This is a genomic window from Peribacillus sp. JNUCC 23, from assembly GCF_053653995.1.
The window spans coordinates 2709456-2726599 of the sequence record NZ_CM132202.1 but is presented as its reverse complement, the minus strand read 5'-3'; the positions used below and the strand labels follow the sequence as shown (position 1 = coordinate 2726599).

The following is a 17144-nucleotide window of genomic DNA, read 5'->3' as shown; positions in this document are numbered from 1 at the left end:
TGGAGGGTTTTTTATGAAAAAGTTAGCAAATCGCGTACAGGCATTAACACCATCTTCTACATTAGCAATTACAGCTAAGGCTAAAGAGCTTAAGGCTCAAGGACAAGATGTTATTGGACTTGGAGCAGGCGAACCAGACTTTAATACTCCACAGCATATTATCGATGCAGCTTTTAAATCAATGAATGAAGGTCATACAAAATATACCCCTTCAGCCGGCTTGCCAAAGTTGAAAGAAGAAATCATCAATAAGCTTTCAAAAGAGAACGGTCTCTTATACCAACCAAATGAAATTATCGTTGGCTCAGGTGCGAAACACGTGCTTTATACATTATTTCAAGCGATTCTGGATGAAGGCGATGAAGTAATTATCCCTATTCCGTATTGGGTTAGCTATCCTGAACAAGTTAAATTAGCTGGCGGTACTCCAGTATATGTGAATGGAACAGAAGAACAGTCGTTCAAAATTACAAAAGAGCAGCTTAAAGAAGCAATTACAGATAAAACAAAAGCATTTCTAATCAATTCACCTAGTAACCCTACAGGCATGTTATATTCTGAAGAAGAATTACGCGAACTTGGGCAAGTATGTTTGGATCACGATGTATTAATCGTTTCTGATGAAATTTATGAAAAACTTATTTACGATGGTGCACAGCACACTTCCATTGCTTCTATTTCTCCAGAATTGAAAGAACAAACCATTGTCGTGAATGGAGTATCCAAATCCTATTCCATGACAGGTTGGAGAATTGGCTATGCAGCTGGAAACACTCAGATTATTAAAGCTATGACTAATTTAGCGAGCCATAGCACATCAAATCCAACAACAACAGCTCAATACGGAGCGATTGCGGCACTGTCAGGGCCACAAGATAAAGTAGAAGAGATGCGAGTTGCATTCGAGGACCGTTTGAATATCATTTACGATAAACTGACTGCTATTCCTGGAATCACTTGCCTGAAACCCCAAGGGGCATTCTACCTTTTCCCGAACGCAAAGAAAGCTGCTGAACTTACAGGCTATGGTAATGTAGACGCATTTGCTGGAGCTCTGCTTGAGGAAGCGCTAGTAGCTGTTATTCCTGGTTCTGGATTTGGAGCAGATGATTATATTCGTTTATCCTATGCAACATCCTTAGATCAGCTGGAAAAAGCTGTTGAACGCATTCGTTCATTTGTAGAATCAAAGATGGCCTAAATGGCTATCTTTATAGTAGAAAACAGAGTAATTTTTATCAGGTTTGCCACTACAATCAAGTACATGTATAATGAAAATGTTATATAAGTATAAGATTTATTAATGAGTTTTAGTGTCTAGCGTAAGCAGCCTAACCTCTCTAGGGTTTAGCCAATCAAGTTATCTCAAGTGAAAACTACTTTCGAGATAACTTGTTCGTCTTATGCTTAACGAGGTTGCTAAAAGGTGCTTGCGCTTTTCTTATGATTTGGAGGGAATGTATCGTGAAAATTACGATAGCACAGGTAAGTAAATATGTTGATCAAGAAGTGACAATCGGTGGTTGGTTAGCTAATAAACGATCAAGCGGTAAGATTGCATTTTTACAATTGCGCGATGGTTCAGGGTTTATTCAAGGCGTTGTTGTCAAAGAAGAAGTTGGGGAAGAGATTTTTGCACGTGCGAAATCAATTACACAAGAGTCATCTCTATATGTAACAGGAATTGTGCAAACTGATGAACGTTCTCCATTTGGCTATGAGCTGCAAGTGAAGAATGTTGAAGTCATCCATGAATCAGTAGACTATCCAATTACACCTAAATCACACGGAACAGAATTTTTGATGGATAACCGCCATTTATGGTTACGTTCGAAACGACAACATGCGGTTATGAAAATCCGTAATGAAATCATTCGTGCTACATATGAATTTTTCAATAATGAAGGCTTTGTGAAGGTGGATCCACCGATTTTGACCGGAAGTGCACCAGAAGGAACTTCAGAATTATTTGCAACAAAATACTTTGATGAAGATGCATTTCTATCACAAAGCGGACAGCTGTATATGGAAGCTTGTGCAATGGCACTTGGAAAAGTATTTTCTTTCGGTCCAACATTCCGTGCAGAGAAGTCGAAAACCCGTCGCCATCTAATTGAGTTCTGGATGATTGAACCGGAAATGGCCTTTTACCAACATGAAGACAGTTTAAAAGTACAAGAAGATTATGTGTCTTATATCGTTCAATCTGTTTTGCAAAATTGTAAGTTAGAGTTGAACACGCTAGGCCGTGATATAGAAAAACTTGAAAACATTAAAGCGCCGTTCCCACGAATTACCTATGATGATGCACTTGAATTCCTGCATGAAAAGGGATTTGACGATGTTCAGTGGGGAGATGATTTTGGTGCCCCACATGAAACGGCGATTGCCGAAAGTTATGCATTGCCTGTTTTCATCACGCATTACCCAACGTCATTAAAACCATTTTATATGCAACCAGATCCAGAGCGAGAAGAAGTGGTATTATGTGCCGATTTAATCGCTCCGGAAGGATATGGCGAAATTATTGGTGGATCAGAACGTATCTATGATTACGATTTGCTTGAACAAAGAATTGAAGAACATAAATTAAGTAAAGATGCTTATAACTGGTATCTCGAATTACGTAAATATGGTTCTGTCCCTCACTCTGGTTTCGGACTTGGGCTTGAGCGTACTGTCGCTTGGATCAGTGGTGTCGAGCATGTTCGTGAGACGATACCATTCCCGCGTTTATTAAATAGACTATATCCATAATTAAATGAGAGTATCATAAAAAGGGTCTGACCACGTATTCTACAACGGTAGCAAAGTGTTGTATACACTTTGCTAGACTGTTATCCGTAGTTATGGGGACAGACCTTTTTTCATCTTTGGGCTTTAGAGCAGACGCTCATGGATGTTTTTATAAGCCGTAAAAAGGAATTATTAAAAAATGTTACGTTATTTTTGGCGATTAATTTCCAAAATGTATTATAGGTATTGTCGAACATTGTTTCATGTTATACTAATAATGAGGTGTCAAAGATATGAAAAATAACTTATATGCATGGTTTAAAGAAGGGTCGATGACGATTCCTTCATTTTTATTTACTCATTATAAAAAGATTGGCTTAAATGAGCAGGAAGTTATGCTATTGCTTCAACTCCAACAATTTATTGAATCTGGAAATGATTTTCCCGCGCCATCACAGTTAGCAGAACGAATGACTCTTCAGGAAACAGAGTGTTTGTTTTTAATACAGCGTTTAATTCAACGAGGGTATATTAAGTTAGAGGAAGATAAAGGGCAAGCAATAGGTGATGAAAGGTATTCACTTGATCCTTTATATGAGAGATTGATTGATTGCTTCTTGCAGGCACAGAAACAAGAGAAAGCGGAGCAGGCCTTAAATGAAGGGGAAAGCCTCTATACAATATTTGAACAGGAATTCGGACGGCCGCTATCGCCATATGAGTGTGAAACGCTTGCCTTATGGATGGATGATGATCATTCACCTTCAATCATAAAAGCAGCATTGCGTGAAGCTGTAATTTCCGGTAAATTAAATTTTCGTTATGTTGATCGCATTTTATTTGAATGGAAGAAGAGTGGTATTAAGACGATTGATCAGGCAAAGAATCGTGGTCAGCAATTCAGAATGCATCAAAAGCACGAGAAGAAGCAGGTAACACAAACTCCACTTAAAGATGTGCCTTTTTATAATTGGTTGGAGCAATAGTTCTAAATAGTTCTAGGTAAAAGGAGTCAATTATGCTGAATAAAACCCAGATACGCTATTGTTTGGATACGATGGGTGAGATGTTTCCAGATGCACATTGTGAATTGAATCATTCTAATCCGTTTGAACTCGTCATTGCGGTTGCACTCTCCGCTCAATGCACAGATGTTCTCGTAAACAAAGTTACGAAAACGTTATTTCAAAAATACAAAATTCCTGAGGATTACCTAAATGTCCCCATTGAGGAGCTTGAACAGGATATTCGTTCGATTGGATTGTACCGCAATAAAGCGAAGAACATCCAAAAGCTTTCAAAAATGCTGATTGAAGAATATGGCAGAGAAGTTCCTAGAGACCGGGATGAATTAATCAATTTACCAGGTGTTGGTAGGAAGACGGCAAATGTTGTTGTTTCAGTTGCATATGGTGTTCCGGCCATTGCGGTTGATACTCATGTTGAGCGAGTAAGTAAACGCCTTGGAATATGTCGCTATAAAGACAGTGTTCTTGAGGTGGAAAAAACTTTAATGAACAAAATTCCAAAAGAAGAATGGTCCGTTACCCATCATCGCTTGATTTTCTTCGGTAGATACCATTGCAAAGCTCAAAATCCACAATGCCCTGTTTGTCCTCTACTTGATGTATGTCGCGAAGGGAAGAAACGAATGAAAAAGGAAGCTGTGAAATGATTGTACAATTACCACAAGAACTTGTACATGAAAAGTTCTTTTTCAGTGATAGGATTGAAATTGAAAATTTTATCACTGAGAAATGGAATCCGGATTTTAATCCAACACTTTTTGTGTATGACATGTTGTATTGGAATGGGGGACAAGGATTTCAACCATGGCAGCAGGGCTTTATAACAATACCTGTCCTTTTTGAAAAATGGAAGGAATTAGCTGACTCTTGCAGAATCATATTTGCTGAACGAAGGCAGAATGAAGCTGAGATGTTCATGAAAAAAGGAATGGCCTTTTTTTTTCAAGTGGTGTTTTGGATGAATGAACAACCAGTAGTCCTGCATAATTGGCATGAGCAAATTAACAGGCTTTCGGTAAAGCCGATAAATGTTGCTGAAAGACTGTCATTTGTTGACACGTCTCCCGCCCATTATGCTTCTTTTATCCAGCTAACAGAATTGTTTCTTGAAGCTGAAAAACAATTTTATAAAATCTTAGCAATGAAAAAACGAAATCAGCAAAAGTAAGAGGATGTCCCAAAGGGACATCCTCTTCTTTTATTGGAGACATTAAGGGTTGTCTCCTGCGGCAGGTGGTACCGTGTTTTCAGCATCAATAGGTGGTTGTGGTGGTTCAGTAGTTCCGCCAGTTCCGCCAGTGCTATTTTCAGAACCATTACCATTACCATTTCCGTTGCTATTATTATTACCATTACCATTACCATTACCATTTCCGTTGCTATTACCATTACCATTATTGTTTCCATTACCTGGATTAGTAGTATTACCATCATTGTTTCCATTGCCTGGATTAGTAGTATTACCATTATTGTTTCCATTGCTTGGATTATTATTGTTTCCATTGCTTGGATTATTAGTGTTTCCGTTGTTATTACCGTCATTGTTATTGTCGTCATTCGAATTATCTTGCCCTTGATCATTCTGTCCAGTGTCATCTGTCTCTTCAGGGTTATTTAAGTCAGGTTCAGGCTCGATCGGTTCTTCCTGAATTGCAGTGACTTTAACACTGGCTGAAGCTGATGCACTTTTCTGACCGTTAACGATCGCTGTGACAGTGAATGTATAAGTTGAACCAGGGTTAGGCTGTTGGATTGTTAATCCCATTGTACTCGAACGTGCGAGTACTTGAGAGGCGCCTCCATCAATCGACACTTTAACCTCAAATTCTGGTGTTTTACTACTATCTGTTTGAGGGTAGTTCCATTGAAGATTAATGGAATTGCTTGCTTCATCATAACTTGCATTTACTCCAACAGGTGCAGATGTCTTATCATATTGCTTGGTTACTTTTGTTGGTTCATGCCCTTTTAGGAAATATTCATAAGTAACCTGGTCTTTAGGTGTATAATCACTTGCTTTTACAGCAGGGTTCGATCCTTTAAGAATGCCACGCTTTACAACATTTTTCGGCTGTTTAAAGTCTTCGGGTTTATCATCTTTATGAACATATGTCATTAATTCTTTAACCATCTTTTTTGGAATCCTTTGCGATTCTTTTCCAAGGTATTCGCTTTTTTTATCATATCCAATCCAAGCAGCGACCGTATAATTGGTCGTATAAGCTGTCATCCAACTGTCTGGAACTCCTGCTGATGGAATGTTAAATCTCTTTTTGTCAGCTGCATCAAAATTGGATGACCCAGTTTTACCAGCCATTGGCAAACCAGAGACTCTCGCTAATTGTCCAGTTCCGTAGCTTTCATCTATGACTCCTTTTAACATGTCAGAAATCATAAAAGCAGTTGATTCTTTCATAACAGCTTTTGATGTGAATTTGTTTTCGATTTCTGTCTTATCACGTAAAACTATTTTTGTGACAGTATGAGGCTGATTATAGATCCCGCCGTTTCCGAAAGCACTATAGGCGCCAGCGATTTGCATCGACGATACGGATTGAGTGCCTCCGATTGCGCCAGACTCATAATTATTTTTAGGGATAGGAATGCCTAATTCTTGCGCAAAGGCATATCCTTCTTCAACACCAACCTCTTGAAGAGCCTTCAGTGCCGGGATATTAAGGGATCGTTCTAGAGCCTCACGCATACTCACATCACCGCGATAATGCCCACCTGCATTTTTAATCGGTGTGCCATTCGAATATTGATATGGTTCATCGGTTAGTTGCTCATAAGTAGACCAATTTAATTTGTCAATTGCGGGAGCATAATCCATGATCGGCTTAATTGTAGAACCTGGTGAACGTTTTGCTTCCGTTGCATAGTTAAACACACGTTTACCTTGAATATTTCTCCCACCACCGATTGCCCTTATTTCACCGGTTTTCGTATCAATTAAGGAAATTCCGGCTTGCAATGATTTGCTCGGATATTGAATGATATCCTCGGTATTTAGCATGTCATAAACATATTTTTGTGCATCTTTATCAATGGTTGTATAGATTTCCAGTCCATCTGTATATGGATTATAATCTCCCATACTTTGGACTTCTTCAATCACTTGGTCAATAAAAGCATCATATGATGTTGTATCAACTTTACTCGTATCCTGTGCTTGTAACGTTTTGGTTACGGGGATGCTTTGTGCATTTTTCATTTCTGCTTCCGTAATAAATCCGTGACGATTCATTAAGTGAAGCACAATATTTCGTCTTTCTTCTGCGCGTTCAGGATATTTAAAAGGATTATATCTGCTCGGACTTTGCGGTAACCCGACAAGCATGGCTACTTCTTCGAGTGTAAGGTCTTTAAGATCTTTTCCGTAATACGTATCTGCAGCAGTTGCGATGCCAAATGCATGGTTGGCATACCAAATTTTGTTCACATACATTTCAAAAATTTCTTCTTTCGTGTATCTTTGTTCCAGTTTAATGGCCAGCCATGCTTCTTGAACTTTTCGTTTTATTGTCTTTTCATCGGTTAAAAATGTCCGCTTGACGACTTGTTGAGTTAGTGTACTGGCACCTTGTGAACCAAAGCCATTCGTTACATTGCCGATTACGGCACTACCTAGGCGCAGAATGTCGACTCCACCATGCTTAAAGAATCGAACATCTTCCGTAGCCAAAACGGCATTTTTAATAACTTCAGGAATATCCGCATAAGCTACATATTCCCGCTTTTCAACGCCTTCTTCGGTAAGTAAATTACCCTCTTTATCAAAAAACTTTGAGGAAAGGGGGTCTTTTAAAAGAGATTCGTCGATTTTGGGTGCATCGCTAATGAAATAGGCAAATGTTGCCCCACCCGCAACGACTCCAATAATCCCGAGCGTTACTAGAACGAGAAAAATCTTTTTAAATATTCCTTTTGGCTTTTTCTTACTCTTGCCTGTTTTATTAGAGTTTGCCTGCTTGCGGCGTTCCTCTCTTGTATTATATTTTTCAGCCACTACAGCTTACCTGCCTTTCGTAATGAATCATCGGGAAATTACCCCAAGATGGAATCTACTACTTTAATATAGTCAATCCTTGGATGAAAGCCAAGTGGAATTCGTTTTGAACAAGATTCCACCTCTGTTTTTGTAATTGATTTTCTTCCGCCTTCATTCATACGGTTCCAGAATTTTGTTAAATGCCCTAATTCCATTAAGTAAATTTCATCAGTTGTAGAAAATCGGATAATGACGAAAGCGACTCCACCTTGCTGGTCAATGCTTTTCATATGCTGGATTTGGTGTTCGTGAAAATTCTTAAGTGGGAACGAAGTTGGATTTTGTGTTTCCTTTGCTTCAAAATCTAAATGCTTACCCTTGTACACTCCATTATAATCCGTAGTAGATGCTTGTTTGAAATAAGCTTCTTTTATCACGGCTGCACTCCGTTTCGGATAATGAACATCGACAATTTGAATAGGGGTAGGCTTCTTATGGACGACAGCGATCCCATTTGCTACATAATATTCGTTCGTATCGTTTAAATCATCCTCCAACGTTTTACCTCGATTGCCAAAGCTGCTTTTTTTGATGGAACGTTGAACGGCTTCCGAGCTTTTAGAGACGTACTTACGCCCATTGGGGTAATGAAAAGCCACATGAATTCCCCCTTGTTTTTCACTTATCATATAATAGCAAAAAAAAATGTGAAGTAGTGAATAAAATGATCTTTTTCTTTTCAATCTAACTATGTATTTTATCACATTTTGGTGTAATTGGGTAATGAAAGAGGGAATGGTTCACTGATTTATGCTTTCATATACAATAAAATAGAATTAAGAATGGATATAAGAAGTCTCATTTGGAATCAATGTAATTAATATGAAGTCGTTTTTAGGAGTAGACAAGGAGCAATCAAAAAGTGGTTGAAAGATTAAGTGGTGATGTTGGCCTAGTATGTAAATGAGCGGGTGTCCCAAACTAAAGGGTCAGCTCCTACCAACACTATATACAGTTCAAAATGAGTGTATATACCAGTATAAACCGGAAAGTCGTGTTAGGGGCAGACCAGTTTAGGACAGCCGCTTTTACAAACTTATTGGGCTTGCTTAGGTAGCGGGACGATCAGGACCGGTTAATTTCGGGTTTCCGATTGCTGCTTTCGTGCTCAAGTTCTTTTCATTTTTCTTTTTTTGTTGTTCTTTACTCTGATTTGTCGTCATGATTTAACACCTCCCACTACTAGTTTTATCTCAAATTGTCCACTCATTCATAAGATTTGTCGAAAGCTTAAAAAAATCCCCCTTTATTTCACTTTTTTTGACGATTTACTTCTAGTTTTGTCAGACGTGAAGGGCTTTTGATAAAAATAAAGAATACTTTTATAAAGAGATTAGGGAGGGATTTTAATGGGAATCAAACATGTGGATGTAGAAGAAATTCTTGGGTTAATGGAAGAAATCAATGAGCATTTAGAAACTTTAGAAACAACGTTATCTGTTTCCTTTGCCACGGAACGCAACAAGTTATGGACTAACGAGCATCACATGATCGATTCCGCAAGTATGAAAGTAAACGAAGCAGAAGCTAAATGGTTGTTGATGCAAAATGAACATACAGTTCTACGTGATATGGATAAGAATCGGAAGGAGATTCTTTCAATGAATCCGAGGCTAGGGTTTTAAATTACGAATGAAAGTAACAAATCCGGCAGCTAAGCTGTACGGGTTCTTTTTTTGCAAAAATGTTTTATAATTTGGTTATAGAGGATGTTCAAAAAATTAAGGGGAATAATGGTTGGTTTTTTTAAAAAAGAACTATCTCTTTATTTATTATGGATTACCTGTGCGCGTGCAGATCATAGAGTCGATTATTCCACGAAATACTTGTTTCTTTTTGAATACACACTTATACATAAAAATGGGGGATTATATGCTGGATAAAAAACATGTAGAAAAACTTACCATTCAATTATTACAGTTCACTGAAAAATCGGATGAAATATATGAAGCAGTTAGGGAAGAAGGAAAGGAAAGAGATTTTTATCAAGAGGTGAAACCATTTGTTGATGAAGTGGACGCTGTCTTAAAATTATGGACACCTGGCATGAGAGAATGGATGAAAGCGGAAGACTTTACTCACTTGTTCCCACAACAAATTGAGCAAACAGCAAACAATCTTGCTGATGTAGTTGTACAAGCCTTCTTTCCAAAAACAAGCTATAAACGATTTAAAAGTCATATTCAATCAGTACGTTTTATTCTGCAAAATGTTTTAACAGAGATTCAACATAAATTGTAACGGATTGATTGGCTTCTCACCAAAAACACTTCCGACACATATAATAGATCAGCTAATGACTTAATGGGGGGAGTATACATGAACACGTGGGGGTCCTATGAATGGGATCACAGAAATAATGGAGCCTACTTTAATGAGATGAGCGGGTATGTGAATGGGTATCATATGCAGCAACCTTCCTACCAGCCTCATCCTCAATACGTGCAGGTACCAGGGCAGCACGCGACTGGACATATGTCTCAGCATGGTCAGCAACCATATCAAGTGGGTGCCTATCATCCTTTTATGCAACATCCCCAGCCAAGCGAACCGGTATCGGGGTTTTATGGACAGCATCCGATGCAGTTCTACCAACAGCCGGTACAGGGGATTAATCCATTTGAAAACCCATTAACTAAAACCAAAACAAAGAATGGGCAAATGAATAATGCTCAGGCAGGTTCCAATCCTTACCCTAAACAGCAATTTATGCAAAAGCAGCAACCGACAGGCGTTCAATCGATGCTCAACCAATTTAAAACACAAGATGGATCAATGGATTTAAATAAAATGGTGAATACAGCAGGACAGATGATGAATACGGTAAATCAAGTTTCGTCGATGATTAAAGGGGTCGGCGGTATTTTTAAAGCATAATTAATAAGGGTCAGATTCTACCGATTATCTACTTTACTGGTAAAATCCGGCCCTTTTAATGTTATAAAAAACGTCCATGAGCGTCTGATATAAAACCAACAATGGAGAAGGTTCAGGTTCTCAATTTGTATCACTTTATGAAGGCGGTGGTGCGGAGCTGATTTTGCGAAGCCCCGCCCCTTTACCACAGAAAAAAACAAAATAAGTTAGTCATCGACTTTAATTGATTTTCCTCTAATTTTCGGTATGGTCAGACGTAGGATTCCATCTCGATGGTGAGCGGTCACTCTTTGTTCATCGATAGGTTTGGACAAGCTAATTGTCCTTGTAAGGGAGGTTGACTGTCTGTTTCGTGTTGAAAGAAAATCTTTTTTTTCAACGGATTGCTGTTTGTTTTTGAGAATTCGAATCGTGATAGTCTGAGGTAGGATTTCTATATCAATATCGTTTCTACGGATTCCTGGCAAGGAAGCGCTGACGAAATAATCATTTTCTGTTTCTTCCACATCTACCGGAAAGCTCCCAGAAGAAACAGAGCCGAAAAATTCATTCATCGATTGGAGCATTCCCTTTGCTGGTTTATCACCAAAAAGTCGGTCCATTTTATTGAAGAAATCGTGAACACCTTCATGAGGAAATGTTTTTTTCCTTTTTTCAGAGTCAGTCATGGTTCATACTCCTTTCAAATTCATTCATGGAATAAGGAATCGTTTTTCTTGAAAAGGTGAAAAAGTAACAATTGAAAGTGAATTATCGTGGCCTATCGTCCACTTGGTGAGCAAAAAAATTAAGGTCAATTAGGTTCATAATAATTATTTTTTATGCAAAGAATCTGTGGTGTATTAGCCTATGTATCTCGGCCTAATTATGTGACAGAACTTTGTATATTATGGATTAATGAAAGCTGAAAAGGGAAGAAATGCGGGATGAACATGAAGAAAGCAAGCTTTCAACTGCCTATACAAAGGAAGTGTTACTTAAGGATAGCGATCATATGGGAATGTGTGAAGATCTGGTGACATTATCCTCCAATATTTTCAATTTTACCTAATTAAGTCGCCGTTTGAAATCTTATTCCATTTAAAGGGAATGAGATTTTCCTTTTGTATAGAACGTTTATTCGGTAATATAGAAGGATGGGGTGGTCTTTATGAAACTGAGAAAAAATTTACAAGAAATCATGGCTGAATTAAAAAGCAGTGAAGAATATAAGCATAATATTGCCCACTGGCATACGATTGAGGCGAAATTAGCAAAATCAGCACCATTTCCAGCTCGTATGCATGAATTGCTGCAAGCTGGATTAGTAAAACGAGGAATTCAAAGTCTGTATACACACCAAGCAACAGCTTTTGATGTAGCGGTTGAAGGGGGAAGCTTAGTCGCTATCACTCCTACCGCTTCTGGTAAAACACTTTGTTACAATCTACCTGTTTTGCAATCCATTCTTGAAAATGAAAAAACGCGTGCGCTTTATATTTTTCCAACGAAGGCACTTAGTTATGATCAAAAGAGTGAACTCCATGAAATGATTAACGAAATGGATGCTGCGATTAATAGCTATACGTATGATGGGGATACACCTTCAAACATCCGTCAAAAAATCCGGCAAGCAGGGCATATTGTTATTACGAATCCTGATATGCTACATTCTGGGATATTGCCGCACCATACAAAGTGGGTATCTCTGTTTGAAAATTTGAAATATGTCATCATCGATGAATTGCATATATATCGCGGTGTTTTTGGTAGTCATATGGCGAATGTGATTCGAAGACTAAAGCGAATTTGTGCATTTTATGGCAGTGATCCTTTGTTTATTTGTACGTCGGCGACCATTGCCAACCCACTTGAACTTGCCGAGGAATTGACGGGAAAAGAAATGAAGCTCGTCGATAATAATGGGGCTCCGAGCGGAAGAAAACATTTTGTTTTTTATAATCCTCCAGTTGTCAATAAACCATTAAATATTAGAAGAAGTGTGGTACTTGAAGCGAGAACGCTTGCTCTTGAGTTCCTTTCGAATAAAATACAAACAATCGTGTTTGCAAAAAGCCGTGTCCGAGTAGAGATTTTATTAACCTATTTGCAAGAGCTAGTGGCGAAACAGCTAGGACCAAAATCGATTCGTGGATATCGCGGTGGCTATCTACCAAAGCAGCGACGAGAGATAGAAAGAGGACTGCGAGACGGATCCATTTACGGAGTTGTCAGTACAAATGCATTAGAACTTGGGGTGGATATTGGACAATTACAAGTGTGTATTATGAACGGTTATCCTGGTTCGATTGCAAGTGCCTGGCAACAAGCGGGGAGGGCAGGAAGACGACACGGTGAAGCACTGATCATCATGGTTGCAAGCTCAAACGCCCTTGATCAGTATATCGTTCAACATCCTGAGTACTTTTTCACGAGAAACCCCGAAACGGCACGTATTAATCCTGATAATCTCGTCATTCTTGTTGATCATTTGAAATGTGCCGCGTATGAACTTCCATTTAAAAAAGGAGACTTATTTGGTAAGAATGACGTTTTGGGTGTGTTGGAATTTTTAACGGAAGAGAGAGTGCTTCATCAAAACGGCGACAAATGGTATTGGATGAATGATGCTTTTCCAGCCCACAATATTAGTCTACGATCTGCTTCACAGGAAAATGTTGTCATCATTGATCAAACAGAATCTCCTAATCATCAAGTCATCGGTGAAATGGATACGTTTAGTGCTATGACATTGCTTCATGATGAAGCGATTTATTTACACCAGGGTACTCAATATCAGGTGGAAAAACTTGATTGGGAGGAAAAGAAGGCATATGTACGTGAAGTGAATGTTGATTATTATACAGATGCCAATCTTGCTGTACAGCTTTCAGTATTAGAAATTGATAAGGAAAAGTCGTTTGCACAAACAGAAGCGACTTATGGTGATGTATCAGTCAGAGCGATGGCAACCATTTTCAAAAAGATTAAATTTGAAACGCATGAAAACATTGGCTCAGGGCCGATTACGCTACCAGAATCTGAACTGCATACAAATGGTGCCATGTTATCGATCCATCATGATGCATTTGACTGGGATGAAAATCGAATGGAACAAGGCCTGATTGGTGCATCACACGCATTAAATTTTATGGTCCCGCTATTTGTCATGTGCGACCCGAATGATATTCACGTATATCCACAAGTAAAAGCAGCCCATAATGAAAAACCGACCATTTTTATCTATGATAAATACCCTGGTGGTGTCGGTTTAAGTGACAAGGTCTATCAAAATGCCGAGACGATCCTTAAAGAAACACAAGAGATGATTGAACGTTGTCTTTGTGAAAATGGCTGCCCATCATGCATCGGAACAGACACGGCATCATCCTCTGCTAAAAGAGATGCTGTGAATGTGTTGAAAATATTCCGTTAAAGAGGTTGTTCAAAAAGTCCGATAAAAAAGTTTGCGAATTGTGTCATCGCGTATTTTTGACCTTCTGTTAAGATCGCGCATGTCCTGTGCAAGTCTGGTCCCAAACGTTAGTGCATACGCGAAAGGTCCTTGAGATGCGCTCGCAGAACTTCTCGACTCTTTTTATCCTTATTTTTGAATACGCATTTAAATGTTGTAAATAGAGGTGCTTTTAATTGTCATTAAAAAATAAATTAAATCGCATGAAGACACATATGGATTTACAGGTTTCCGAGAAAAAAGCAAGTTCAGTTGAAGTCACTAAAAAGCAGCTTCATGAAAAAAGTAATGGTCATCTAGAGCTGCCGTTTGCTGAAAAATGGCGGCAATTCGATACGTTACCATATAAGTTTGATGGCTCATATTGTTGGATAAGAGAGGTTCGATATCCCATTGAGATGAAACATGGTCACTATTCGTTTGCAGACTTACACACAGTCATGGATCTGTGGAAGAAAAGTGGATTGAGTCACCCGTTAACTGCTTCAGGAATCGGAATAGAGGATTTGTTTTTCTTTGATACAGAAACAACGGGCCTTGGTGGTGGAGTTGGGAATACCATTTTCATCCTGGGGTATGCAAGCTTTGAAAAAGATGAAGTTGTAGTTCGGCAACATATTTTGCCCCAGCCTGGCGCTGAGATCCCGCTGTACCAGAGTTTCTTAGAAAAGGTGAATTATGAAACGCTTGTTACGTATAATGGCAAATCATTTGATTGGCCTCAATTGAAAACAAGACATAGGCTTATCCAACAACATGTACCGAACTTACCAGAATTCGGACATTTTGACTTATATCACGCCTCAAGAAGACTTTGGAAACGCAAATTAGAAAGAGTGAAACTATCGATTGTCGAAACTGAAATTCTAAAGTTTAAGAGAGAAAATGATATCCCAGGCTATTTAGCACCGATGATTTATTTTGATTATGTCGAACGCCAAGATCCAGAAATATTATTTGGTGTTCTAAAGCATAATGAATGGGATGTCCTTTCTTTAATCACTTTGTATATTCATCTTTCACGGCAAATTCTCCAAGTTGATGGATATGGGGATGAGTCACTCGAGATCGCGCGTTGGCTCCAGTATCTTGGGAAAAAAGAGGAGGCAAATACAGCATTTGAACTTGTGGTCAAAGGAGGTTCTGAGGATGAAATACTACTTGCCAAACAGGCACTCGGCTTTGCAAAAAAGAAAAATAAAAATTTTAATGAAGCGTATTTGATATGGAAAGAGGTTTTTGAGAAAGGGAATGGCATGTTGAAAGTTGAAGCCGGTATTGAATGTGCGAAATTGCTAGAACACCAATTTAAGGATTATGAACAAGCAAAAAAATATACAGAAGATGCGATGGATACACTTACAGGTTTATCTAAAGGTAAAGATTCTTTGATCGTCAATGAGTTGACGAAGCGTCTGTTACGACTGCAGAGGAAATTACAGGTTGATTCGAATATCCTTTAAAGAGGAAAGTGATAAAAATTTCCTGATTTTATATGATAAGAAATAATTGTGGCAACCTGTTAAAACATGTAATATTGAATGCGGATGATAAGTCCTAAAATATAATAAATGAGGTCGTACGGGTAATGTACAAAGCAATTTTATTTTTGTTTTTCGTTGTCTTATGTTTAACTGCATTTTTATTTTCTACTTTTGGAGATACGTTCTATACCTTTTTATTATAAATTAGGTTTTTGACTAGTACATGAAACCCCTTTTTATCATAGTCTGTAATTGAAAGCGATACTTTGATGAAAGGGGACATAAAAAAATGATGGAATATTCTAATAAGCAATTCGACTATCATAAAACAGTGGTAGGTGCAAAACACGGATGTGGTCACAAAGTAATGGGCGCACATACAGGTCCAGCATATTCTCCAGCAGTTATGGGTGCTGCAGTTGGCCCAGCACCAACTCCAGCACCTTATCCTTATGTTGGTGGTGCCCAGATGGGACCGGGTTATCCAGCTCCTGGATATGGAGGAGGTCCAGTAATGCCGACAAATGTTGCGCCAGCTCAAGTATCACCAACAACAAACACGGTCAATACCAATGTAATGAAGACGATTGTACCTCATATCCACCCGTCTCATAATACAACGGTTAACAAACATGTATTTCAGCATCAACATTATTTTCCTCATACCAATTCAGTAGTCAATGAATGCTATAATCAGCAATCAATTTGTAGTGGACCGCCACCATTTCCGCCATGTAATCCATGTTGTGGACCAAGACCAAGACCATTCGGTTTTTAACAAATAAGAACAAGGGCCTATACTTGCCCTTGTTTCTTTTTAATATAATAAGGAAGATGAGTGCTGAGAACAAGAAAGATGGTATACTAAATAATAGTATCAATAATGGGGAGAATAAAATGAAAGTTCTATACATAACAGGCTATAAGGCCTATGAATATGGTATTTTCAAAAAAGATCATCCAGGTATAAAATATATAAAGAAAGTACTAAAGCAGCGATTAACATCATTCATTGAAGAAGGATTGGAATGGGTCATTATTTCTGGACAGCTTGGAACAGAGCTTTGGGCAGCAGAAGTCGTTTTTGAATGTCAGCAGGAATATGCTGTAAAGCTTGCGGTGATTACGCCATACTTAAACCAAGAAGAGTCATGGAACGAAGAAAATCGTGAATTTTATCAATCGATTTTAGCGAAAGCTGATCTGGTCGAATCCATTTATAAAAGTCCATATGAAGGTCCAAGTCAATTAAAAATGAAAAATGTCTTTATGGTTCGCAAAAGTGATGGTATGATGATAATTTATGATGAAGAAAAAGAGGGATCGCCTAAGTTTGCAATGGCTGAAGCGAAGAAGTATAGGCTAGACTATGATTATTCGATCTTCCCCATCACATTTGATGATCTCGAACAAGCAGCTACGGAAGAGCAGTGGTCTGATTAATGCCTGTAGCTTTTTTATCCCGCATTAACGGGCAGTGCCCCCGCTGATTAAAGTTTCATTGACAAATTAAG

General features: G+C 38.5%; 15 protein-coding genes. 12 read left to right on the top strand and 3 right to left on the bottom strand.

Annotation, left to right across the window (positions count from 1 at the left end):
- Window positions 1-13 precede the first annotated feature (13 nt).
- The 5 genes from JNUCC23_RS13190 to JNUCC23_RS13170 all read left to right on the top strand — a co-directional run bounded on the left by JNUCC23_RS13190 (window position 14) and on the right by JNUCC23_RS13170 (window position 4932).
- On the top strand, window positions 14-1201 hold the full coding sequence (locus JNUCC23_RS13190) for a pyridoxal phosphate-dependent aminotransferase (protein ID WP_454211853.1): 1188 nt from the start codon (window positions 14-16) through the stop codon (window positions 1199-1201).
- A gap of 263 nt (window positions 1202-1464) precedes the next feature.
- Window positions 1465-2757, top strand: coding sequence for an asparagine--tRNA ligase (gene asnS / locus JNUCC23_RS13185; protein ID WP_157279423.1), 1293 nt, complete (start codon window positions 1465-1467; stop codon window positions 2755-2757).
- 272 nt (window positions 2758-3029) lie between these two features.
- The gene (locus JNUCC23_RS13180; protein ID WP_454211851.1) at window positions 3030-3722 is read left to right on the top strand and encodes a DnaD domain-containing protein; all 693 of its coding nucleotides are present in this window, start codon (window positions 3030-3032) and stop codon (window positions 3720-3722) included.
- A gap of 32 nt (window positions 3723-3754) precedes the next feature.
- Window positions 3755-4411 (top strand): endonuclease III, encoded by a 657-nt coding sequence (gene nth / locus JNUCC23_RS13175; RefSeq protein WP_062178703.1) that lies wholly within the window; start codon window positions 3755-3757, stop codon window positions 4409-4411.
- Window positions 4408-4932: a YpoC family protein gene (locus tag JNUCC23_RS13170; protein WP_454211850.1), complete on the top strand. Its 525-nt coding sequence runs from the start codon at window positions 4408-4410 to the stop codon at window positions 4930-4932. Before nth ends, JNUCC23_RS13170 begins: the two co-directional genes overlap by 4 nt.
- A gap of 42 nt (window positions 4933-4974) precedes the next feature.
- On the opposite strand, the gene JNUCC23_RS13165 is transcribed toward JNUCC23_RS13170, so the two are convergent.
- Entirely contained in the window at window positions 4975-7773 is a 2799-nt protein-coding gene (locus JNUCC23_RS13165) for a PBP1A family penicillin-binding protein (protein ID WP_454211849.1), read from the bottom strand.
- A 38-nt stretch (window positions 7774-7811) separates the two neighbouring features.
- Window positions 7812-8414 (bottom strand): Holliday junction resolvase RecU, encoded by a 603-nt coding sequence (gene recU, locus JNUCC23_RS13160; RefSeq protein ID WP_062178708.1) that lies wholly within the window; start codon window positions 8412-8414, stop codon window positions 7812-7814.
- A 750-nt stretch (window positions 8415-9164) separates the two neighbouring features.
- Between recU and JNUCC23_RS13155 the strand changes: the two genes are divergently transcribed.
- The 3 genes from JNUCC23_RS13155 to JNUCC23_RS13145 all read left to right on the top strand — a co-directional run bounded on the left by JNUCC23_RS13155 (window position 9165) and on the right by JNUCC23_RS13145 (window position 10692).
- Window positions 9165-9440, top strand: a complete 276-nt coding sequence (locus tag JNUCC23_RS13155; RefSeq protein ID WP_062178711.1) for a hypothetical protein — start codon at window positions 9165-9167, stop codon at window positions 9438-9440.
- A gap of 247 nt (window positions 9441-9687) precedes the next feature.
- Entirely contained in the window at window positions 9688-10056 is a 369-nt protein-coding gene (locus JNUCC23_RS13150) for a YppE family protein (RefSeq protein ID WP_403070664.1), read from the top strand.
- A 78-nt stretch (window positions 10057-10134) separates the two neighbouring features.
- Window positions 10135-10692 (top strand): YppG family protein, encoded by a 558-nt coding sequence (locus JNUCC23_RS13145; RefSeq protein ID WP_454211848.1) that lies wholly within the window; start codon window positions 10135-10137, stop codon window positions 10690-10692.
- 206 nt (window positions 10693-10898) lie between these two features.
- Here the strand turns inward: JNUCC23_RS13145 and JNUCC23_RS13140 are convergent, their stop codons facing one another.
- Window positions 10899-11360, bottom strand: a complete 462-nt coding sequence (locus JNUCC23_RS13140) for an Hsp20/alpha crystallin family protein (protein WP_062178725.1) — start codon at window positions 11358-11360, stop codon at window positions 10899-10901.
- 482 nt (window positions 11361-11842) lie between these two features.
- Between JNUCC23_RS13140 and JNUCC23_RS13135 the strand changes: the two genes are divergently transcribed.
- The 4 genes from JNUCC23_RS13135 (at window position 11843) to JNUCC23_RS13120 (ending at window position 17073) form a co-directional block, all read left to right on the top strand.
- Window positions 11843-14107, top strand: a complete 2265-nt coding sequence (locus JNUCC23_RS13135; protein WP_454211846.1) for a DEAD/DEAH box helicase — start codon at window positions 11843-11845, stop codon at window positions 14105-14107.
- A 215-nt stretch (window positions 14108-14322) separates the two neighbouring features.
- The gene (locus tag JNUCC23_RS13130) at window positions 14323-15609 is read left to right on the top strand and encodes a ribonuclease H-like domain-containing protein (RefSeq protein ID WP_454211844.1); all 1287 of its coding nucleotides are present in this window, start codon (window positions 14323-14325) and stop codon (window positions 15607-15609) included.
- A 310-nt stretch (window positions 15610-15919) separates the two neighbouring features.
- On the top strand, window positions 15920-16408 hold the full coding sequence (locus JNUCC23_RS13125; protein WP_403070674.1) for a CotD family spore coat protein: 489 nt from the start codon (window positions 15920-15922) through the stop codon (window positions 16406-16408).
- Window positions 16409-16527: 119 nt separating this feature from the next.
- Window positions 16528-17073, top strand: a complete 546-nt coding sequence (locus JNUCC23_RS13120) for a DUF1273 domain-containing protein (protein WP_062178731.1) — start codon at window positions 16528-16530, stop codon at window positions 17071-17073.
- The last annotated feature ends 71 nt before the right edge of the window (window positions 17074-17144 follow it).